The organism is Cycloclasticus zancles 78-ME (assembly GCF_000442595.1).
Lineage (GTDB): Bacteria > Pseudomonadota > Gammaproteobacteria > Methylococcales > Cycloclasticaceae > Cycloclasticus > Cycloclasticus pugetii.
Genome location: NC_021917.1, coordinates 2,568,628 through 2,588,225, shown reverse-complemented (window position 1 = coordinate 2,588,225; position 19,598 = coordinate 2,568,628). Strand labels below are relative to the sequence as shown.

Below are 19,598 nucleotides of genomic sequence, written 5' to 3'. Positions count from 1 at the left end.
GTAAAATTAAAAAAGGCGATCGAGAGCTTGAGTGCTTAATGACGAACGGTAGTCGTGTTGTACTCGATGATAATATGAATTTCTTTAATTTTAATAAAAAGGTATAAGCAATGGGATGGTTAGATAATAAAGTAGTATTGATTACAGGGGGAGCCTCAGGCATAGGTTTGGCAATAGTTGAACGATTTGTTGAAGAAGGTGCAAAATTATGTGTGATGGATCGATCACAGGAAGGTATTGATGCACTAGAAAAAACATACGCTGGTTCTGTTGTGGGTATAGTCGGAGATGTCCGGTCATTAGCGTCAAACAAAGTAGCAGTTGAAAAAGCAGTTTCTACTTTCGGAAAATTGGATGTATTTGTTGGTAATGCAGGCATTTGGGATTATATGGTACCCCTAGAAGCACAACCTGAAGATAAGGTTGAAGAAATTGCCGATGAAATTTTTTCGGTTAACGTTAAGGGATATTTATTAGGTGCAAAAGCGGCGTTACCTGAGCTTAGAAAAACAAAAGGTAATATGATCTTTACAGCATCCACATCAAGCTATTATACCGGTGGTGGCGGACCAATCTATGTTGCCTCTAAACATGCTGTTATTGGCATGATAAAGCAACTTGCCTATGAAGTGGCACCAGATATTAGAGTTAATGGTGTTGCGCCAGGTGGTACGGTAACAAACTTAGGTGGTAGTAATGCAGCAGGTCAGGCAGAGAATAAGCTAAACGAAGTACCGGGCATTGATAAAATCATTGCTGATATGACGCCGATGGGTTTCATAGCTGAACCCGAGGATCATGTAGGGGCTTATTTATTATTAGCATCAGAGCAATCTAAATATATTACCGCAACGGTCATTAATTCTGATGGCGGTGTTGGTGTTGGGAAACGACCAGAGTAAAAAGCAGAAAAAAAAGCCTCAATATTTAAAATATTGAGGCTTTTTTTGTGCTCGTTATATTTTAGATAGGGTAAGGAACATAACGAGGTAATACGTTAGTATCAACAACGGCTTTACGTTGAATAAAGCTGGCGCCATTTTCAACTAATACGATATCTTCATATCGGCCAACACATAAAAGTTCACTTTTCTCAACAAGATTTTGGGTGTAGAAAATAGAAAAATTATAGTTAGCTTGGTAACGATTATTGCCTAAATCTTTAATAGAAGTCAGCTGAGTCATGTGTCTCATTTGATAATGTTCAGTTGAATCATTTTGAATGACCGTGACCTGTGTGACTCTGTCTTGCAGACGTTCATATTTATCATCGAGCATAAAGGCAATAGGAAAACCCTTAGATTCATTTTCATTTGAAATCAAAGTATAGCTGCCTTGTTTATTAAAACAGGCTAACCATTTTTCCATATCTAAATTGTCGAGCGCACAAATATAGTCTCTATTTAAGTTCTCAATACTAAAAATTACGTTAGGTTCAATCTCGCTCATGCTTCTGCCCTCTTAAAGCCCATTAATTTTCTATAGTGTTCCCAACGTGGTAGGTTTCCAGATTCATCATTTTGCCCAACCTGAAGTTCAAGTTGGTATTCGTCTTTAACACCTTTCTGGAATATTGCCATGCCAGGTGTTTTATTACCCTTATCAATGCGGGAAAAAACAGAGGCATCTTCCATGCTGATTAAACCACTAGGGCCAAGCAAGTTACTAGATTGGCGAATTCTATGCGCAATCATTTCATCGTCATCATCTTCATGAGTGAAATATGCGTAATGGACTTCAATGCCTTTAGGGCCTTTAGGAAAAGCATAACGAATATTTAGCATATCCATATGTTTGGAATAAACAGTAAGAGGGAATTGCATTTGTACAATGGAGCCTGTACTGGTTTCGGTGCCTTTAAAATCTAATATAGAGGCGTCTTTTAAGGCCGTAATGTCATCAGGGATTTTAAGTTCAGATTCAAAGGATAAATGACCATTTTCAGATACATTTTGAACACCTTTGCCACCTTGCCAGTTAAGCATTTTAAAAGCTAGGTGAAGGAGTGGAGCGTGATAACCATCGTTATCGCAGTATGCTTTCCAGTTACAGTCATAATGAACTTTTTGATAGCCAATGAACTTTAAACGCCCGTCACCACCAAGGATTCGACTAAGAGGTTCGTAGAAGTTTTCACCGAGATATTCCTTAAGAGGAGCAACTGTCTCGCTCATAGTAATAAAATATAAGCCACAGAATTCTTCTGTTCGGAAGGTGGGTAAACTAAAGTTTTTCTTGTCAAAATCGGGTGTAAATTCACGGCTATTTGGGCAACCGACTAACTCACCTTCAGGGCTGAATAGCCAACGATGGTAAGGGCATTCAAATTCTGTTTTGTTGCCTAAACTTTCGGTAACAAGGGTTGTGCCTCGATGAGTACAGGCGTTTTGAAAGATACGAATCTTATTGTCTTCACCGCGCACAGCGAAAACAGGGATTTCACCCAAATCAGCAGCCTTATAATCGCCGATATTTGGGATTTCACTTTGATGAACGATTGGGTGCCATTCGGCACCATAAAAGATATTTTCAAGTTCTTTTGGCCATAAATCAGCCCGTTCGAAAACCTCTTTAGGTACTTCATTATATTTAGCCGGCCATTCTAGTGTGGCACTGTTATTAGGTATTTGCGACATGTTCTCTCCTATTGGTTAATCGTAAAAAGAATATATATAGTTTTTTAAAAGTGACCTATTGTTTTTGTCTTTGAATTTGATATATGTCACTAAGGCCTCTTAGCGGGCAGATGAGTTTGCAAGTTGCTCCAATTTTTTAAGTTCTAAAATTTGAATTTTGCGTCCATCCTTATTAATGCAGCCGGTATCAATGAGTTTGGAAAAAGACCGGCTGACTGTCTCAACAGCCAGTCCAAGGTGGCTGGCAATATCTTGGCGAGTCATCGGTAGTTGAAATGAGGATGACTGTAAATTAGAAGATGAAATACGACTATGATATAAAATCAAAAAGGCTGCTAATCGAGACGAGGCGGACTGTAGGGATATGATATTTTGCACGCGACTCATAGAAGCTAATGCGGTGCTATACAGCTTCACTGAGAAGTCAGACAAGGTTGGAAACTCCTTACGCAACATACGCAGCGAGGGGTAGTCTATTTTACAAGCTAAACTGGCTGCAAGGGCATCAGCACTGTTTAGTGTCATTCCAAGCCCTACACTGTCCAGACCGATGACTTCACCGGGCAGAAAAAAGTTGTGTACATGTTCGGTGCCATGAGGTGAAATCATTTTTGTTTTAAATGAACCTGTCTTAACAACATATAAAAAGCTTGTTTCAGTGTGCTGTTGAAATAATGCCTCGCCCATTTTGTATGGGATATTAGTTTGGACTATATTTTCAAAGCGAAATAGCTTGTTGGCCGGCATTCCAGAAGGGACGCATTGTTTTGCGAGCACACATTCGACACAGTTGGAAGCGGCTTTGTTTTTTTGCATAGCAGGCAACGCCGTTTTTATTATAAGCCCTACTGTAAACTATAATTAGATAGATTCAAAACTTTTTAAAGCGATGAAAAAAAGCCCCTAATGCAAGGCACTAGAGGCTTTTGTTTTACTGCGAGAGTAGGGTTTAGAAGTCCATTATTTCTCGGTAACCTTTCCATAAGCCCCGGATCAAACCTTCAGTAACAAGGTGGTCGTCTCCCTTCGCTTCATCACCAGCCATACGGATAACGTTTGTAAACTCACCATCCCTGATAATGGCATTTTGGCACAATTCTGTTGACTCGCCATCTTCCATTGAGATAAGTCCAGCAGGTCCAATAAGGTTAAATTGCTTTAAACGAATATTTCTAAGCTCTTCGGTGTCGTCTTTATAACCAAAGTAAGTCCAAACTAACTCAAATTCATCCTTACCTTTCGGTAAGATCTGCCGAAAAGCGAGGGTATTTTGAATTTGCTGTACAACTAATGAAGGAAAAAGTGACAAGATAACTAACGTCACGCCATCTTCGAATTCTTGTTTGCCAGCTAATATAGAGGCATCTTTAAGCTCGTATTCGCCAGTTTGAAGCGTTCTAAGCTTATCTTTCTTCATGTCATCAAGAGCAGTTTCATCTTCCGTGCCACCACTTGCCCATAGGACCGAGTGATAGTCGTTGTTGGCGATGGACTCACCTTTTTGTGAAGATCTATATAGCCCAAAGGTTGCATGGAAGAGATGCAATAAACTTGCATGATAAGGGTCTTTGGTGTTTTCTGAGTAGAACTTCCAATTCCCTTTAATATATTGCCGAGTTGTACCGAGTATTTCTATCGGCTTATTTAGCAGTCGACGCATATGGTAGCTAACATCATCGCCCATATATTCTTCAATATCCGGCGTATCATCACTAAAGGTACCAAAAATCGCACCATGGTAATTAACCACACGGACCTTACGTAGACCGTGCTTTTTCTTATCAAAGTCTTTTGGCATGCCACCTTTGCCAGCGAGTCCACGCTGGAAGGGGACCCCATGAAGGTCACCCTTCGCATCATAAGCCCATTGGTGATATACACATGTGTAAGCACCATCTTCAGACTTACCGTGACGCTCTCGACAAATCTCAGCGCCACGGTGAGCACAACGGTTAACCCAAGCATAGATTTCATCATCTTGACCACGGGTAACGACAACAGGGGTATCACCAATATAGGTTGATTTGAAGCTACCTTTTTCTGGCAGTTCTGCATCAGCGGCTAAAAAATTCCACGTTGGGCCATTGTAGATTCTGGCTTGCTCCAGATCGTAGACTTCCTGATCATTAAAAACGGAATACGGTACTGAAGTGTGGCTTTCGTCAGCAGACCATTTTAAATGTGGAGGTGTTATTGCATTCATTTTTTTTCTCCTTAAACAGGGATGACCAATAGGGTAGTGATTCGATGAGTGTCGTAAATAGCGCTTCGTTTTTTAAATTTAAGAACGCCTTTATCGCGGACAATCTCATCAACATAACGGCCAACGTTATAAACAGTACTTTCTCCGTCATTACAGGTTTTGAATACTGCATAATTTGACTGTACGTGAAATGTTTCGCCGTCATCAGTTGTAATAACAGGGTTGCTAATAATATGGCGATACCATTGAACTTGATAGACATTAGCATGACGTAACGCGGTAATGCGGTCCTCTAGCATGCCGCGGCTATCACACCACATCACAGCAGTTGGTAAGCCTATTTCATGGTTTTCTCTTGGAATGATTTGATATAAGCACTGGTCAGTAAAAAAATTTGGCCAGTTTTCTAAATCATCATCATCGATGCATTGAACATAGCTGTTAAGTAGGTCTTCTATTTCGCTTTTTAGTTCAAGGGTTATAGCATTGTTTGGCATATGGCCTCCTCTTTTTGTTTTTTTTGGATAAATTTAACCGTTGAGTATACGGGGGTCTTTTTATAAGAAAATGACTATGATCAAAAAAAGCCTCTTTATCAACTAAAGAGGCTTTTTGGCATGATAATAGTTAATGAGTTTTTAGGAGTTATCTATTAAATTCATTTTAGCAATAAGTTTTTGGATATCGACGTTAACATCATTATCAATTAATGCAGCTACACGATTAATGGTGCAGACAACTGACCCTCGCATGCTATGTACATAATAAGAATCTAATGGGTAAACAACGGAAGGGTCGTGTGATGCGCGTAGGTGACTAAGTTGGCTAATGCCCATAATGGCAAGGCCAGCTGCTTCAGCGTGAGCCATAAGTCGTTCAGCGCGATCCTCGGTAATGTTGCCGATATACTCTGTTAAAAAAGGAGGAGTGACGGCGCCTTTCCCTGCAACAGTTTCACGCCAGCGCACAGCGCCAACAATGCCTTCAATATCTAATAGGGACTCAAAAGGAACGGGTGTAGACATAAAATTCTCCTAAGGTTTTTCTATATTGATTATCTGTATTTTTATAGTAATGTTGCTACAGAGGTTAGCGCAGGAGTTAGGAGAATGGCAACTTATTATTCTGTTTTTATTGCATAATTTATAATGGGGTTGAAATGGAATTGATGTAGATCAATAACAACATATGTTTTTTAAAAAATAATGTTATGCTAATATTTACTAAATTTTTTATAAAAATAATTATTAGCGTTAATGTTTTAACTAGGAGAGCCTAAATAATGAACAAAAAGCCAATTGTAGCAACAATGATAGGCGATCCAGCGGGTATAGGACCAGAGGTCGTTGCTAAGGCATGGGCCAGCGGTGAAATTCATCAATACTGTGAACCTGTTTTAGTGGGTAGTGCAGGCGTGATGCAAGATGTTGTTGATGAGAATCAATTGTCATTAACGATTAATATGATTCAATCGGTTGATGAGAAGACAAATGATCCTGCTGTTATAGATATTTTGGATTCAGGGAAATTTGACATGGGAAGTTACACCAAGGGGCAAGATAACGTGTCTTGTGGTCAAATTAGCGCTGATTGGCTTGAAGAAATGGATCAGCTAGCGTTGTCTGGAGCAGTAGATGCAACGGTTATGGCGCCAATTAGCTCAGTATCAATGAAAATGGCCAATGTGCTTGATAAGATTATTGAAATTGAGCCAGGACATAGTTATTTATTTCTAATTAGCGGCCCCTTAAGAGTGATGCATTTAACGGACCATATTCCTTTGCGTGATGTATGTGAACTGATTAGTAAAGACCTTGTGGCGGGTGCTATTGAAAAACTCAATGACTCGCTAATAGAGTGGGGTATTAGTGATCCGCGAATAGTTGTGGCAGGACTTAATCCGCATGCGAGTGGTGCAGAAGAAGACAATGAAATTAGACCAGGTGTTGAGCAAGCAAAAGCATTGGGTATCAACGTCGAAGGGCCGATGCCACCAGACTCCGTTTTCAGACAATGTATAGAAGATAAATATGATGTTGTGTTGGCAATGTTTCATGACCAAGGGCACATTGCAATTAAAACATGGGGGTTTTCAGGTAATTGCGCCTTGATCATGGGGCCTCCATACCTTCATATGTCTGTGGCACATGGTACGGCTTATGACCTCGTTGGAACAGGTAAGGCAGACCATACAATGATGCTAGAAGCGATTAAGTTGACGGGTAATTTAGCTGCAGGTAACGGCTTTTTTAGCGAATAAAGTTGTAGGGTTGCTGGAACAGTATGCTCTGTCTATTGTCTTATGTAGACATGCTCGATAGATAGGTATTTTAAAGCAACTAATCTTAAGGCTACTCCTAAATTGAAGGGTATATTCAATGGGAGGGCTTCTTGACTTAATAATAGGAGAACAGTTATATGAATGCGCAAGAAATAATCAATAAAATCGATGTTAATGGTAATCATTCCCCTTTCGCAACTTATTTAGATGAAGATGTCTTTAAGTTGGAACAAGAAAATTTATACCGTGGAAAGGTTTGGTCATATATAGGTCTAGATGTTGAGGTGCCTCAACCAGGCGATTACAAAACAACTTTTGTGGGCGATACACCCATCGTGTTGACGAGAGGCGAAGACGGTAGTCTTAATGCGTGGGTTAATCGTTGTGCGCATAAAGGTGCGGTTATTTGTCGTGAACGCCATGGGCATTCTGATGATGGTGCTTTTACCTGTGTTTATCATCAGTGGGCATATGATGCCAAAGGTGATTTAAAAGGTGTACCTTTTAGGCGGGGTATGAAAGGGCAAGGCGGTTATGCAAAAGACTTTGATATGAAAAATCATGGTCTAGAAACATTACGTGTTCAGACGGTAGCACAAATGATTTTTGCAACCTTTGACCCAGAAACACCTGATTTAGAAGAGTTTCTTGGCGAAAAAATGTGTGAAAACATTAGGCGTATTATGCATAAGCCGCTTAAGTTAATTGGGCATACTCGCCAGTTTATGAAAGGCAATTGGAAGGCCTATGCTGAAAACAGTCGAGACAGCTACCATGGTGCCTTATTGCATTTATTTTACCCAACATTTGGTATTTATCGTCAGGGGCAAATTAGTGAAGGGATAACCGATAAAGTGGGTTGTCATAACTATTTTAATGTTTCAGCGCCGCCTAAAGAGGATCTTGATTATAAAGATTATGCGGACGAGGCGAATAGAGAAATGCAAGGCCCACATCAGTTACAGGACACACGGGTTTTAAACTTTATTCCTGAGCGGGATGATAATGTTGCCTTAAGTATTCAGTCGCTTTTTCCAAGTGTCGTCCTGCAGCAAATTCAAAATACATTAGCAGCTCGTCAAGTGCTGCCTAAAAGTACAAATGAAACAGAACTAGTTTGGACATTTTTTGGTTATGAGGATGATGATGCGGCTATGGATGAGCATCGGTTGCGTAATATCAATCTAGTTGGGCCTGCTGGTTTAATATCAATGGAAGATGGCGAGGCTGTCGAATTGGTTCAAAACGGCGTCCACCGTGATGGAGAATTGCGTTCATTTATTGAAATGGGTGGTAATGATGTTGAAGATTACACCAGCCCAATGGGCATGGATGAAAATGCTGTGCGAGGGTTTTGGAAAGGTTATCGAGCAGTAATGGCTAGAGACTAAATTTAAGTAAGGGGGTATGAAATGGTAGATATTAATAAACTGGTTGATACGAAGGCATCGACACAGTCAAAAGAAGTTTTTTGGGATCAAGAGGTTTATGATCGGGAAATAAAAAATATTTTTGGGCGGAGTTGGTTGTTCCTAACGCATGAATGTATGCTGGAAAAGAAGGGTGACTTTATTACCACCAAAATGGCTGAAGATTCAGTGATCGTTACTCGCCATACTGATGGTTCATTAAAGGCATTTGTTAACTCATGTACGCATAGAGGTAATAGCATTTGTTCGGCAGACAGTGGTAATACCAAGTCATTTGTATGTAACTATCATGGCTGGGTGTTTTCGACCGATGGAAAGTTGGTGGATGTGCCATTAAGAGAAAAATGCTACCACGATGAGTTGGATAGAGAGTCGTTAAGCTTAAAAACCATCAGAGTTGAGAGCTATCGAGGTTTTGTTTTTGGCTGTTTTGATGAAACAGCACCTAGCTTAGAAGACTTTTTAGGCGACTGGGGTTGGTACTTAGATACATGGATGGTAGGTGCTGGCGAAGGGGCTGAATTGGTTGGTCCGCCGATGAAATCTATTCTCAAATGTAACTGGAAAGTACCAACTGAAAACTTTGTGGGTGATGGCTACCATGTTGGGTGGACACATGCATCTGCTCTACATGTATTGGGTGGAGAGTTGGGTGGACTAGCTGGAAACCAAGCTGAGATGCCATTTGATGAGTTAGGGATTCAAGTCACAACGCGCCATGGGCATGGTTTTGGTGTTATTGATAATGCAGCCATCGCTATTCATGCGAAAAGAGATGAGTATGCTAAATATATGGAAGAGACCATACCCAAGGTGGCAGAGAACCTTGGAGAGCCAAGAGCAAAGTTATTTAATGGCCATTGGAACTGCTCAACCTTCCCAAATTGTTCTTTTTTATATGGAACCAATATCTTTAAGGTATGGCACCCACGTGGGCCACATGAAATTGAAGTATGGTCTTGGGTCATTGTGCACAAAGATATGAGTGACGAAGGCAAAAGAGAAGTTGTTAAACAAGCAGTTAGAAGTTTCGGTACGGCGGGTACATTGGAAAGTGATGACGGTGATAATATGGTGCAATCAACGCACGTTAATAGAGGCAATTATACGCGTGAGGGTACGATGAACTCAACGATGGGGCAAGGGTATGAAGGTGAGCACCCAGATTACCCGGGTATTGTGGGTTCAAGTTTTATTGGAGAAACATCGTATCGAGGGTTTTATCGCTTTTATCAAGAAATGATGTCGGCTGATAGCTGGGATGATATACGTGCAAACGATGAGCATTGGGCTGATTGTTTCCCAAATAAAAATTATTGGAAAGACCGAATAGCGGCTAAGGCGGCAGAGGCAGAGGGCGAATAAGATGCATAATACTGAAGCGAAAGAACGTGTATCTTCAGAGCTACATTACGAGTTATCTCAACATTATTATCAAGAAGCGACGTTGCTTCAAAATGGAGAGTTTAATACATGGATTGAGACCTTTGTTGCCAAAGATTTGCATTACTGGATGCCAGTGACAGAGCGCCGTTACTCTAAAGATAAGCGCCCTGAACCTACGCCATATGACATGGCAATATATAATGACGATTATGATGAAGTAAAGGATCGAGTGGCGCGGTTGCTGACAGGGGCGGTGTGGATGGAAGATCCACGCTCAACGGTTCGTTATCTTATTACCAATATTGAGGCGTTTCATACTGATAAAGACGATGAGTTTGTTGTGCGCAGTAATTTTGTCGTGTATCGTCATAGAGGACAGTTAGAACACTCCGAGCATGTAGGCTGCCGTCAAGATTTAATACGAAAAGTGGGTAATGGCTTTCAGTTAGCACGGCGTAAGGTGTCTCTAGATGCTAGAGTAACGGAAGATAAAAATTTATATATATTCTTCTGATCGATAAGCGGTAAGTTTTAAAACTAAAATAAGAGGATTTAACAAATGGTAAAAGTAATAGAGTTAGGCTATATGGGGTTTAACGTCACAGATATGGACGCATGGCGTGAGTACGCAACGAAATGTGTTGGTTTGGAAATTGAAGAAGGTGATCGCGATGATCGCTTTTACCTAAGAATGGATGGTCAGCATCACCGCTTTACAGTTCATCAATCAGATGAAGACGATTTGGCATATGCAGGTTGGAGAGTAAAAGGCTTTGAAGAATTCAAAGCGATGCAGCAACACTTAACAGCTAATGGCGTTGATTTTCGTGTAGCGTCTGAAGAAGAATGTGAAGAGCGTTTCGTTTTAGGCCTGCTTAAATTAGAGGACCCATCAGGCAACCCGACAGAAATTTTTTACAGCCCTCAAATGGATGTAATGAAGCCTTTTCACCCGGGTCGACCAATGTATGGCAAGTTTCTAACTGGTAACCAAGGTATTGGGCATTTCATTATTCGTTCACTAGATGATGATGCCACATATGCGTTTTATTCAATGTTAGGCCTTGAAGGATCTGTTGAATATAAAATTAAGTTGCCTAATGGCATGATTGCAAAACCTGTTTTTATGCACTGTAACGATCGTCAGCACTCATTGGCATTTGGACTTGGCCCGATGGAAAAAAGAATCAATCATTTAATGTTAGAGTACACAGAGCTGGATGATTTGGGCATAGCCCACGATACAGCGCGTAGAGAAGGTATTGATGTGGCGATGCAGCTTGGAAAGCATTCGAATGACCAAGCCTATACGTTCTACTTTGCTACACCATCTGGATGGTTGTTAGAATTAGGCCATGGCGCACGTGAAGCAGTGAGAGAGCAAGAGCATTACACTGGTGATATTTTTGGTCACAAGCCAGAAGCTACCGGTTATGGAATGAATGTTGATATTTAAGTAATATTTAGTATCAAAAAAAGGGCGCCTTTGGCGCCCTTTTTATTGTGCAGATAGCAATCAATGACATGATTAGCTAGAGCAAGATGATTGAGTGTTAATGATGATTCATTAGGGTATCGCAAATGCGCTGAAAAGCAGGTGTTAACATGTCACGATATTTTTCATCAATATCAACATCTTTCATGGCTTGTTGCATGCAGTGCATCCAAGCATTGGATGCTTGCTGATCAATCTTAAAGGGCTTATGTTGTTTAGTAATGCAGGGGCTGCCATGTTTCGCAACATATAGCGGTGGGCCACCTAACCAACCAGAAAGGTACTCAAATAAACCATCTCGAATATTGGTTAAGTCATCTTTATGCATGGCTCGAATAGTTTTTGCCTCTTCGTCCGACTCCATAATGTCGTAAAACCGATTAACTAGCTTACGGACGCCTTCTTCGCCGCCAATCCAGTCATACATTGTTGTTTGTTGTTCGCTTGCTTGGTTTGCTTCGCTCATGGTCTATCCTGCATTAATTTTAGCGTAAATGTTTACTGTCGCATGATGCAGAAATATCAACCATGATCCAAATCAAATTACAGTAATTTTTCAAGTCCGCTGAGCGTATTGTCAAGTAAGGTGATTAATACTAAAGTAGCTTAGATATCAACCTTAATAAAAGGAACAGCGCTTGAAGCATAATACAATTCCCATGCCGGACGAGAAGGGTTACTTTGGTGAGTACGGTGGACAGGTTATACCGCCTGATCTTGTTGCCATCATGAATGACATTAACAGAGCTTACCAAGAAATTTCAAAGACACCGTCTTTTAAAGATGAGTTAAATGATTTGTACACCCATTATGTGGGACGTCCAAGTCCTATTTTTTATGCGAAACGATTAACGGAAAAGTTAGGTGGTGCTAAAATTTTTCTAAAAAGAGAGGATCTAAACCATACGGGTGCGCATAAGATAAATCATTGCCTTGGCGAGGCATTATTAGCACGACACATGGGTAAAACTAAGGTGATCGCTGAAACAGGAGCGGGTCAGCATGGGGTGGCGTTAGCAACGGCTTGTGCCTTAGTGGGTATCGATTGCGAAATTCACATGGGTGAGGTGGATATTGAAAAAGAACGCCCTAATGTGACGAAGATGAAAATATTGGGTTGTACTTTAGTACCGGTCAGTCGTGGGACGAGAACATTGAAGGACGCTGTAGATAGTGCGTTTGAAGAATACTTAAAAGACCCAGTTAATTTTATTTATGCGATTGGCTCGGTTGTTGGGCCGCACCCTTTCCCCATGATGGTAAGAGACTTCCAAAGCATTATAGGTAAAGAAGCGCGCGCGCAGTTTCTTGAGGAGCAGGGGCGTTTGCCTGATGTTATTACTGCATGTGTTGGTGGTGGTTCAAATGCAATAGGACTATTTACAGCTTTTTTGGACGACGAATTGGTTGATATTGTTGGGGTGGAGCCAGCAGGGAGAGGCTTAGAAACAGGTGAGCATGCGGCAACCATGAGTAAAGGGGTTAAAGGAGCTTTGCATGGATTTGAGTGCTACAACTTACAAGATCAATCAGGTGAGCCGCTACCTGTCTATTCGATTGCATCAGGGTTGGATTATCCAGGGGTTGGACCTCAGCACTGTTTGTTAAAAGATTTGGGTCGAGCGAAATATGTTGCTATAGATGATGAAGAGTGTATTGATGCCTTTATGACCTTATCAAGGGTAGAGGGCATTATCCCAGCACTAGAAAGCGCACATGCTGTGGCGTACGCGATGAAAATAGCAAAAAAAATGAGCTCAAATGAGACGATTTTAGTCAATCTATCTGGTCGTGGTGATAAGGATGCTTACTTTATAGCAGATAAGTTAGGGTTGTAGGCGGCCCGTTGTCTGGAGAAAAGCAGCGCAATTGTTAAGGCCTCGACGAGCTTAAACTAGTTAATCAACTTAGAGTCTTTGATGGGTTATTGAAAAGAAGATAATTGGCACGACCTTAGCAACAAAAAAGACTGGGCAGGTTAAATTTAGTAGGGCAGTTCCAGCGCATTGCACAGGTAGTCCATCAAATCGCTGGCGACTTTAAAGCGGTGATGGATTGTTTTAGTTACATTAGGGCTTAAAATTTCTTCATGAGTTAAAGGGTGGATAGCAATAAAGTCCTTACGTTTTAAATCATTAATCATAGGGTGATCTTTTGCGTAACCTCGCGGGTAGGTTTTTAATGAGTCACCTGACAATGTATAATATCGTTTGAAAGTATTGTGGCGTGTAATGTTTTTCCAAGCATTAGGGCTGTCACTAATCATCTCTCTAATATTGCTTAACGCTTTACTGTTGGGCCGCCAAATACCGGCACCAACAAAGCAAGTGTCAGGTGAGATATGTAGATAGAACCCAGGGGCGTGGACATCCTTGCCAGCAGTATGTCTAAACTGGATGCCTATATTTGTTTTATACGGTGTTTTATCGTTACTGAAACGCGCATCTCGATAAATGCGCATTAATGAGCCACCTGTTTTTTTGGCCACTGCAGTAAAATTAGGAGAGAGTGATTTTATACTAGGCTCCATGGCCTCAATAAAAGCTAAAGACGGTTCACGGACACTTTGTTCATAAAGCGATTTTCTTTCATTAAACCAAGGGCGATTATTGTTATTTGATAATTGTTGAAGGAAAGAAAGTGTTTGATGGTTGAAAAAGGAAGTATTCATTGGATTAGTCGATCTAAAGTTGATTTAAAACACGGCTTGTTTGTTTAGTGTGAATATAATATTCTTTATAGGTTAACAATGTTTGAATTAAGAGGAGAGGCATGACAAGTTATAACGTAAAAATCAGCGGACAGGAACTGGAGTTTGCTTGTGAGGAAGGAGATACTATTTTGCGTGCAGCACTACGCGCAGGTGTAGGCATGCCTTACGAATGTAATTCAGGTGGTTGTGGTGCCTGTAAAGTTGAAGTGTTAAACGGTGAAGTGGAGAATATTTGGGAAGATGCGCCGGGCCTGTCACCTCGTGATATTAAAAAAGGTCGCAAATTGAGCTGTCAATGTATTCCAACTGAAGACCTTGAGATTAAGGTTCGCTTAAACCCCGAAGCGATGCCGTTACATAAGCCAATTAAGGGTAAGGCCGTTTTATTTGAAATAAATAAACTAACAGAAGATATGGCAGAGTTTTGCTTTAAAACGGAGCATCCTGCTCATTTTAAAGCAGGGCAATTTGCCTTATTAGATTTCCCGGGCATTACAGGCTCACGTGGTTATTCAATGTGTAACCTGCCAAATGAGGAAGGTGAGTGGCGTTTTATTATTAAGAAAATGCCAGACGGTAGTGCCACCACAACTTTATTTGAAGATTATGAAGTGGGTGCGGAGATTGTAATCGACGGGCCTTATGGTTTGGCATATTTGAAACCAGAAATTCCAAGAGATATCGTTTGTGTGGGTGGTGGTTCAGGCTTGTCACCCGAGATGTCGATCATTAAGGCAGCTGCCAGAGATCCTCAGCTAAGTGATAGAAATATTTATTTGTTCTACGGAGGTCGTACACCAAGTGATATTTGTCCGCCTAAGCTTATTGAAGCAGATGATGATTTACGTGGCCGAGTGAAGAATTTCAATGCCGTATCAGACGTTGAAGCAGCCGAAGCAGCAGGGTGGAATGGTGATGTTGGGTTTATCCATGAGTTGTTAGGAAAAACATTGGGAGAAAAACTTCCAGAGCACGAATTTTATTTCTGTGGCCCTCCTCCTATGACAGATGCTTTAACACGTATGCTGATGACTGAATACAAAGTGCCATTTGATCAAATTCATTACGATCGTTTTTATTAAAATAATATTAAAGGGTCTGCGAATTTCTACTGGTATTCGGTATGATAGCCAGAAATTGTAAGAAAAACTAATAACACTAACAAAGAGCTAAAATTATGAGCAATATAGTATTATGTAAAACAGATGAGGTTAAAGACGAAGCGCCTGTTGCTGTAACGCCTGAAGGTTTTCCAGCATTAGCCGTCTATGTATTTGAAGGTGAATACTATGTTACGGACAATTTGTGTACGCATGGAATGGCGATGCTGACAGATGGTTATCAAGACGGTGATGAAGTTGAATGCCCATTCCATGGCGGCGCGTTCTCCATTAAGACAGGTGATCCAACTTCATTCCCTTGCCAGATACCGATTAAAACGTACCCTGTTACAGTTGAAGATGGCAATATTTGTATTCCAGCCGCTGAATAAGGTTAGCTAAGATTATGCAAGAATCAATAGACTTTTATTTTGACATGATGAGCCCATTTAGTTATTTGGCTCATACTCAGTTACCCGATTTGGCGAGAAAGTATGGTTTAACCGTTAAGTATTTGCCGATGAGTATCCCAGTAGCAAAAATTGCTGCGGGTAATTACGGGCCTTCAAATAGAGAGGTGCCTGCCAAAATTAAAGTGATGTTGCAAGACATTAAACGCTGGGCAGCACATTATGATGTGCCGTTTACGTTTCCTAAAAATCTTGAAATAGAGCCTTGGAATATTGGTGTTTTATATGCCAATGATAAAGATCAAGCAGAAGCCTATGTCAATGCAGCTTATGCAAAGATCTGGGCAGATGGTTGTGACCCAACAGACATGGCCGAGCTATCGCAAGTAGCAGATCAACTGGGTTGGAATGCGGATGAGTTTATTGCCTATGTGCAGTCAAATGAAGGGCAGACTCGTTTTCGTAAAGCTTGTGTAGAGGCACATAAAGAGGGTGTCTTTGGTGCCCCTATTATGATGTTAGATGACCAAGCCTGGTGGGGTAATGATCGCTTCATGTTTATGGAAGAGTATCTTAAAGATCGGAAAAATTAAGTTAAGCTCTTCAGCATTTTAATATGTGTGAACCTAGCTTCTTGAAATGGCTTCCCTGTAATATGGAAGCCATTTTTTTTATAAAAACCAACAGCGCTTTGTTGTGCGTGGCAAGTTAATTGTTGGAGTCCTTGAAGTCTTGCTTGCTTAGTGATCTGCTTTAGTAATTGATTGCCCAGTCCTTGTGTGCGGTAACTCTTTAGAACGGCCATTCTTCCAAACTGACCATTATCAGCAAGTCGAGCTGTGGCGATAGGTGTATTGTCGCCATTAAAAATAACAACATGTAAAAAGTGATTATCTTGTTTATCTAGTTCTAGTTGCTGGGGAATCCCTTGTTCTTCAACAAATACAGATAACCGAACAGTCCGACAATAGGGTTCTAAATCAGACCAAGAGCCTGTTCTAATAAGCATGCTCAATATTAAGGTATAGCTACTTCTGTGAGCAGTGCTGTAGAGGCGGCCTTGCTTGAGGTGCTGTTATCTTGAAGTGCTAGCCGATGCTCGATGATTGATGGTGTAATGGCTTGAATATCTTCGGGGTATACGTTATCGCGATTATCAATCAGCGCCCATGATTTTGCTGCTTGAATTAACGCGATGCCGGCCCTTGGGGATAGGCCTTGGCTAAACAAAGGAGAGGTTCGAGAAAAGGCCAATAAGGCTTGAACGTAAGCGATCAACGGTTCGGCAACATGGACGGTTTGGACCTGTTGTTGAAGCGCAATCAGCTGGTCAGCGCTAATAATAGGCTGACACGACTCGAGTTTTAAACGAGTGCTGGTGCCAGTGAGCAGCTGTTTTTCGGATGCTGAGTCCGGGTATCCAATAGATAGTCGCATTAAGAACCGGTCTAGCTGAGACTCAGGTAAAGCAAAGGTGCCAATTTGATGTCCAGGATTCTGAGTGGCAACTACAATAAAAGGGTTGCTCATTGGGTAAGTCTTTTTTTCAATAGTGATCTGGCGTTCTTCCATGGCCTCAAGCAGAGCGCTTTGTGTTTTTGGGGTAGCACGGTTAATTTCATCGGCCAAAATAAAGTTGGAAAAAATAGGCCCAGGGTGAAATTCAAAATTACTATTGTCACGGTCAAAAATACTTGAGCCAATAATATCGGCAGGTAATAAATCGCTGGTAAATTGAATACGTTGAAAATTTAATCCAAGTAAGATGGCAAAGCTATGAGCCAGGGTGGTTTTGCCAACGCCGGGAATATCTTCTATCAACAGATGCCCTTTTGCCAAAATACAGGCTAACGCTAATTTAATTGTTTTATCTTTACCTAAAATGATTGAATTTGTTTGCTCTAAAAAAGCTTGAATAAGTTGGTTCATAAGGCGTTGGCAAGGGTGCTGGTTAACGTTGTATAGGTTTATTCTAGCAAATAGAATCTTTATGTGTTTTTAACGAGACCACTAAATGAGTTGAATGATGTTAAAATCAACAGCTTATACCCACATAGTTAGAGTTATGTTACATCCAAATAGATTTGACGTTATCGTTATTGGCGGTGGTCACGCCGGCACAGAAGCAGCATTGGCAGCCGCACGTACAGGTGCAAAAACATTGTTGCTAACACAGAATATCGAGACTCTGGGGCAGATGAGTTGTAACCCAGCGATTGGTGGCATCGGTAAGGGGCACTTGGTTAAAGAAGTGGATGCGCTTGGCGGTGTGATGGCAAAAGCAACGGATAAAGCAGGGATTCAGTTTCGCACATTGAATTCAAGTAAAGGCCCTGCGGTACGCGCAACACGGGCACAAGCAGACCGTTTGTTATATAAAAATGCCGTTAGAGAGACCCTAGAAAATCAAGAAAACTTGAGCTTGTTTCAGCAAACGGTGTCGGACCTTATTGTTGAGAATGACCGTGTGCAAGGCGTTGTAACGCAAATGGGACTAAAATTTAAAGCGGCAACCGTGGTGTTAACGGCGGGTACATTTTTGGGTGGTAGAATTCATATTGGTTTAGAGAATTATGAAGGTGGTCGTGCTGGTGATGCGCCATCAAATGCGTTGTCCAAACGATTACGCGCCTTGCCCTTTAATGTTGATCGATTAAAAACAGGTACGCCACCAAGGATAGATGGCCGAAGTATTGATTTTAGTGTTATGCAGGAGCAGCCGGGTGATACACCATTGCCAGTCTTTTCATTTATGGGGTCGGTAAAAGATCACCCGAAACAAATATCTTGTTATATCACCAGGACGAATGAGAAAGGTCACGATATTATCCGTTCAGGACTGGACCGGTCACCGATGTACACAGGGGTAATTGAGGGTGTTGGGCCAAGGTATTGCCCTTCAATCGAAGATAAGGTGATGCGTTTTGCAGATAAAGATTCACACCAGATATTTGTTGAGCCGGAAGGTTTAACTACAACAGAAGTGTACCCTAATGGTATTTCAACTAGTTTGCCATTTGATATTCAAGAGGCATTTATTAAAACGATTGCAGGGTTTGAGAATGCGCATATTGTGCGCCCCGGGTATGCGATTGAATATGATTTTTTTGACCCAAGGGATCTTAAATCATCGCTTGAAACAAAGCATATGCCAGGCTTGTTTTTTGCGGGACAAATTAATGGTACAACGGGTTATGAAGAAGCGGCAGCTCAAGGGTTGATTGCTGGTTTAAACGCAGCGCGCCAAGCAAGAGGGTTGGCACCTTGGTGTCCTCGTCGAGATGAGGCTTATATCGGCGTGATGATTGATGATTTGGTCACCAATGGCACGCTTGAGCCTTATCGTATGTTTACTAGCCGAGCAGAATACAGGCTGTTGCTACGTGAGGATAATGCCGATTTAAGGCTAACCGAATTAGGTTATCAGATGGGCTTGGTTAGTGAGGCGCAGTGGCAGAAATTTAATGTTAAAAGAGAGGCAATTGAGTTGGAGCAGGCGCGTTTAAAGGCGACTTGGGTTCAGCCGAACACTGCGGCATCTAAAGATGCAAACGAATTCTTGAAAACGCCATTGCAACGCGAGGCTAACTTATTGGATTTGCTTCGTAGACCAGAGGTAAAGTATGAGAATATCGCTAATCTGCCGGATATCGAGAGCACTGTGGCTGATGACTCAGTTCGCAACCAAGTAGAAATACAAGCCAAGTACGCAGGTTATATAGACCGTCAGCAAACAGAAATTGCGCGGACGTTACGTTATGAGGAGCTTATTTTATCAGCGGAGGCTGACTATCGACAGGTTCCCGGGTTATCGTCTGAGGTCGTTGAAAAGCTCGATCGGCACAGGCCAGAGACATTGGGTCAAGCGAGTCGAATACAAGGGGTAACGCCGGCAGCTATTTCGTTGTTGTTGGTGCACTTGAAGAAGAAAAGTGGGTAACGTA

At 41.4% G+C, this 19,598-nt stretch carries 21 protein-coding genes; 11 read left to right on the top strand and 10 right to left on the bottom strand.

Features of this window, described 5'->3' with window-relative positions; all coding sequences use genetic code 11:
- Nucleotides 1-110 precede the first annotated feature (110 nt).
- Complete coding sequence (hcaB, locus tag CYCME_RS12440) at nt 111-902, top strand: 3-(cis-5,6-dihydroxycyclohexa-1,3-dien-1-yl)propanoate dehydrogenase (RefSeq protein WP_020933218.1); 792 nt, start codon at nt 111-113, stop codon at nt 900-902.
- 61 nt (nt 903-963) lie between these two features.
- On the opposite strand, the gene CYCME_RS12435 is transcribed toward hcaB, so the two are convergent.
- The 6 genes from CYCME_RS12435 to CYCME_RS12410 all read right to left on the bottom strand — a co-directional run bounded on the left by CYCME_RS12435 (nt 964) and on the right by CYCME_RS12410 (nt 5,864).
- A complete protein-coding gene (locus CYCME_RS12435; RefSeq protein ID WP_015007036.1) occupies nt 964-1,449 on the bottom strand; it encodes an aromatic-ring-hydroxylating dioxygenase subunit beta in 486 nt (161 codons plus the stop codon).
- Entirely contained in the window at nt 1,446-2,636 is a 1,191-nt protein-coding gene (locus CYCME_RS12430) for an aromatic ring-hydroxylating oxygenase subunit alpha (protein WP_020933217.1), read from the bottom strand. The genes CYCME_RS12435 and CYCME_RS12430 overlap by 4 nt, the downstream gene beginning before the upstream one ends.
- Nucleotides 2,637-2,735: 99 nt before the next feature.
- Nucleotides 2,736-3,452, bottom strand: coding sequence for a Crp/Fnr family transcriptional regulator (locus CYCME_RS12425; protein ID WP_041932975.1), 717 nt, complete (start codon nt 3,450-3,452; stop codon nt 2,736-2,738).
- Between the two features lie 133 nt (nt 3,453-3,585).
- A complete protein-coding gene (locus tag CYCME_RS12420; RefSeq protein ID WP_020933215.1) occupies nt 3,586-4,839 on the bottom strand; it encodes an aromatic ring-hydroxylating dioxygenase subunit alpha in 1,254 nt (417 codons plus the stop codon).
- An 11-nt stretch (nt 4,840-4,850) separates the two neighbouring features.
- On the bottom strand, nt 4,851-5,336 hold the full coding sequence (locus CYCME_RS12415) for an aromatic-ring-hydroxylating dioxygenase subunit beta (protein ID WP_015007032.1): 486 nt from the start codon (nt 5,334-5,336) through the stop codon (nt 4,851-4,853).
- 141 nt (nt 5,337-5,477) lie between these two features.
- The gene (locus tag CYCME_RS12410; RefSeq protein WP_020162776.1) at nt 5,478-5,864 is read right to left on the bottom strand and encodes a hypothetical protein; all 387 of its coding nucleotides are present in this window, start codon (nt 5,862-5,864) and stop codon (nt 5,478-5,480) included.
- Between the two features lie 257 nt (nt 5,865-6,121).
- On the opposite strand from CYCME_RS12410, the gene CYCME_RS12405 reads away from it, so the two are divergent.
- The 5 genes from CYCME_RS12405 to bphC all read left to right on the top strand — a co-directional run bounded on the left by CYCME_RS12405 (nt 6,122) and on the right by bphC (nt 11,392).
- Nucleotides 6,122-7,099 (top strand): PdxA family dehydrogenase, encoded by a 978-nt coding sequence (locus CYCME_RS12405; protein ID WP_020933214.1) that lies wholly within the window; start codon nt 6,122-6,124, stop codon nt 7,097-7,099.
- A gap of 158 nt (nt 7,100-7,257) precedes the next feature.
- Nucleotides 7,258-8,511: an aromatic ring-hydroxylating dioxygenase subunit alpha gene (locus CYCME_RS12400; protein ID WP_016391027.1), complete on the top strand. Its 1,254-nt coding sequence runs from the start codon at nt 7,258-7,260 to the stop codon at nt 8,509-8,511.
- A 21-nt stretch (nt 8,512-8,532) separates the two neighbouring features.
- A complete protein-coding gene (locus CYCME_RS12395; protein WP_015007028.1) occupies nt 8,533-9,915 on the top strand; it encodes an SRPBCC family protein in 1,383 nt (460 codons plus the stop codon).
- 1 nt (nt 9,916) lies between these two features.
- Nucleotides 9,917-10,450: a 3-phenylpropionate/cinnamic acid dioxygenase subunit beta gene (locus CYCME_RS12390; RefSeq protein ID WP_020933213.1), complete on the top strand. Its 534-nt coding sequence runs from the start codon at nt 9,917-9,919 to the stop codon at nt 10,448-10,450.
- A gap of 45 nt (nt 10,451-10,495) precedes the next feature.
- Nucleotides 10,496-11,392 carry a biphenyl-2,3-diol 1,2-dioxygenase gene (gene bphC, locus CYCME_RS12385; RefSeq protein ID WP_015007026.1) on the top strand — a complete coding sequence of 299 codons (897 nt, stop codon included), beginning with the start codon at nt 10,496-10,498 and terminating at the stop codon, nt 11,390-11,392.
- A gap of 97 nt (nt 11,393-11,489) precedes the next feature.
- Here bphC and CYCME_RS12380 read toward each other — a convergent pair whose 3' ends face one another.
- Nucleotides 11,490-11,897 carry a group II truncated hemoglobin gene (locus tag CYCME_RS12380; protein WP_020933212.1) on the bottom strand — a complete coding sequence of 136 codons (408 nt, stop codon included), beginning with the start codon at nt 11,895-11,897 and terminating at the stop codon, nt 11,490-11,492.
- Between the two features lie 193 nt (nt 11,898-12,090).
- Here CYCME_RS12380 and trpB point away from each other — a divergent pair, with 193 nt between their 5' ends.
- A complete protein-coding gene (gene trpB / locus CYCME_RS12375; protein ID WP_020933211.1) occupies nt 12,091-13,269 on the top strand; it encodes a tryptophan synthase subunit beta in 1,179 nt (392 codons plus the stop codon).
- A 146-nt stretch (nt 13,270-13,415) separates the two neighbouring features.
- Here the strand turns inward: trpB and CYCME_RS12370 are convergent, their stop codons facing one another.
- Nucleotides 13,416-14,102, bottom strand: coding sequence for a DUF2461 domain-containing protein (locus CYCME_RS12370; RefSeq protein ID WP_015007023.1), 687 nt, complete (start codon nt 14,100-14,102; stop codon nt 13,416-13,418).
- A 101-nt stretch (nt 14,103-14,203) separates the two neighbouring features.
- Here CYCME_RS12370 and CYCME_RS12365 point away from each other — a divergent pair, with 101 nt between their 5' ends.
- The 3 genes from CYCME_RS12365 to CYCME_RS12355 all read left to right on the top strand — a co-directional run bounded on the left by CYCME_RS12365 (nt 14,204) and on the right by CYCME_RS12355 (nt 16,247).
- The gene (locus tag CYCME_RS12365; RefSeq protein WP_015007022.1) at nt 14,204-15,226 is read left to right on the top strand and encodes a 2Fe-2S iron-sulfur cluster-binding protein; all 1,023 of its coding nucleotides are present in this window, start codon (nt 14,204-14,206) and stop codon (nt 15,224-15,226) included.
- A 95-nt stretch (nt 15,227-15,321) separates the two neighbouring features.
- The gene (locus CYCME_RS12360) at nt 15,322-15,636 is read left to right on the top strand and encodes a non-heme iron oxygenase ferredoxin subunit (protein WP_015007021.1); all 315 of its coding nucleotides are present in this window, start codon (nt 15,322-15,324) and stop codon (nt 15,634-15,636) included.
- Nucleotides 15,637-15,650: 14 nt separating this feature from the next.
- Nucleotides 15,651-16,247 carry a 2-hydroxychromene-2-carboxylate isomerase gene (locus CYCME_RS12355; RefSeq protein ID WP_015007020.1) on the top strand — a complete coding sequence of 199 codons (597 nt, stop codon included), beginning with the start codon at nt 15,651-15,653 and terminating at the stop codon, nt 16,245-16,247.
- On the opposite strand, the gene CYCME_RS12350 is transcribed toward CYCME_RS12355, so the two are convergent.
- Nucleotides 16,244-16,663: a GNAT family N-acetyltransferase gene (locus tag CYCME_RS12350; protein ID WP_015007019.1), complete on the bottom strand. Its 420-nt coding sequence runs from the start codon at nt 16,661-16,663 to the stop codon at nt 16,244-16,246. The two genes, CYCME_RS12355 and CYCME_RS12350, sit on opposite strands and share 4 nt — an antisense overlap.
- A gap of 8 nt (nt 16,664-16,671) precedes the next feature.
- On the bottom strand, nt 16,672-17,583 hold the full coding sequence (locus tag CYCME_RS12345; RefSeq protein ID WP_015007018.1) for an AAA family ATPase: 912 nt from the start codon (nt 17,581-17,583) through the stop codon (nt 16,672-16,674).
- A 136-nt stretch (nt 17,584-17,719) separates the two neighbouring features.
- Between CYCME_RS12345 and mnmG the strand changes: the two genes are divergently transcribed.
- The gene (mnmG, locus tag CYCME_RS12340; RefSeq protein WP_015007017.1) at nt 17,720-19,594 is read left to right on the top strand and encodes a tRNA uridine-5-carboxymethylaminomethyl(34) synthesis enzyme MnmG; all 1,875 of its coding nucleotides are present in this window, start codon (nt 17,720-17,722) and stop codon (nt 19,592-19,594) included.
- Nucleotides 19,595-19,598 lie beyond the last annotated feature (4 nt).

What these genes read in the sequence shown, in the direction of transcription:
- hcaB (WP_020933218.1), top strand. Translation starts at nt 111, where the DNA reads ATGGGATGGTTAGATAATAAAGTAGTATTGATTACAGGGGGAGCCTCA.
- CYCME_RS12435 (WP_015007036.1), bottom strand. Translation starts at nt 1,449, where the DNA reads ATGAGCGAGATTGAACCTAACGTAATTTTTAGTATTGAGAACTTAAAT.
- CYCME_RS12430 (WP_020933217.1), bottom strand. Translation starts at nt 2,636, where the DNA reads ATGTCGCAAATACCTAATAACAGTGCCACACTAGAATGGCCGGCTAAA.
- CYCME_RS12425 (WP_041932975.1), bottom strand. Translation starts at nt 3,452, where the DNA reads ATGCAAAAAAACAAAGCCGCTTCCAACTGTGTCGAATGTGTGCTCGCA.
- CYCME_RS12420 (WP_020933215.1), bottom strand. Translation starts at nt 4,839, where the DNA reads ATGAATGCAATAACACCTCCACATTTAAAATGGTCTGCTGACGAAAGC.
- CYCME_RS12415 (WP_015007032.1), bottom strand. Translation starts at nt 5,336, where the DNA reads ATGCCAAACAATGCTATAACCCTTGAACTAAAAAGCGAAATAGAAGAC.
- CYCME_RS12410 (WP_020162776.1), bottom strand. Translation starts at nt 5,864, where the DNA reads ATGTCTACACCCGTTCCTTTTGAGTCCCTATTAGATATTGAAGGCATT.
- CYCME_RS12405 (WP_020933214.1), top strand. Translation starts at nt 6,122, where the DNA reads ATGAACAAAAAGCCAATTGTAGCAACAATGATAGGCGATCCAGCGGGT.
- CYCME_RS12400 (WP_016391027.1), top strand. Translation starts at nt 7,258, where the DNA reads ATGAATGCGCAAGAAATAATCAATAAAATCGATGTTAATGGTAATCAT.
- CYCME_RS12395 (WP_015007028.1), top strand. Translation starts at nt 8,533, where the DNA reads ATGGTAGATATTAATAAACTGGTTGATACGAAGGCATCGACACAGTCA.
- CYCME_RS12390 (WP_020933213.1), top strand. Translation starts at nt 9,917, where the DNA reads ATGCATAATACTGAAGCGAAAGAACGTGTATCTTCAGAGCTACATTAC.
- bphC (WP_015007026.1), top strand. Translation starts at nt 10,496, where the DNA reads ATGGTAAAAGTAATAGAGTTAGGCTATATGGGGTTTAACGTCACAGAT.
- CYCME_RS12380 (WP_020933212.1), bottom strand. Translation starts at nt 11,897, where the DNA reads ATGAGCGAAGCAAACCAAGCAAGCGAACAACAAACAACAATGTATGAC.
- trpB (WP_020933211.1), top strand. Translation starts at nt 12,091, where the DNA reads ATGCCGGACGAGAAGGGTTACTTTGGTGAGTACGGTGGACAGGTTATA.
- CYCME_RS12370 (WP_015007023.1), bottom strand. Translation starts at nt 14,102, where the DNA reads ATGAATACTTCCTTTTTCAACCATCAAACACTTTCTTTCCTTCAACAA.
- CYCME_RS12365 (WP_015007022.1), top strand. Translation starts at nt 14,204, where the DNA reads ATGACAAGTTATAACGTAAAAATCAGCGGACAGGAACTGGAGTTTGCT.
- CYCME_RS12360 (WP_015007021.1), top strand. Translation starts at nt 15,322, where the DNA reads ATGAGCAATATAGTATTATGTAAAACAGATGAGGTTAAAGACGAAGCG.
- CYCME_RS12355 (WP_015007020.1), top strand. Translation starts at nt 15,651, where the DNA reads ATGCAAGAATCAATAGACTTTTATTTTGACATGATGAGCCCATTTAGT.
- CYCME_RS12350 (WP_015007019.1), bottom strand. Translation starts at nt 16,663, where the DNA reads ATGCTTATTAGAACAGGCTCTTGGTCTGATTTAGAACCCTATTGTCGG.
- CYCME_RS12345 (WP_015007018.1), bottom strand. Translation starts at nt 17,583, where the DNA reads ATGAACCAACTTATTCAAGCTTTTTTAGAGCAAACAAATTCAATCATT.
- mnmG (WP_015007017.1), top strand. Translation starts at nt 17,720, where the DNA reads ATGTTACATCCAAATAGATTTGACGTTATCGTTATTGGCGGTGGTCAC.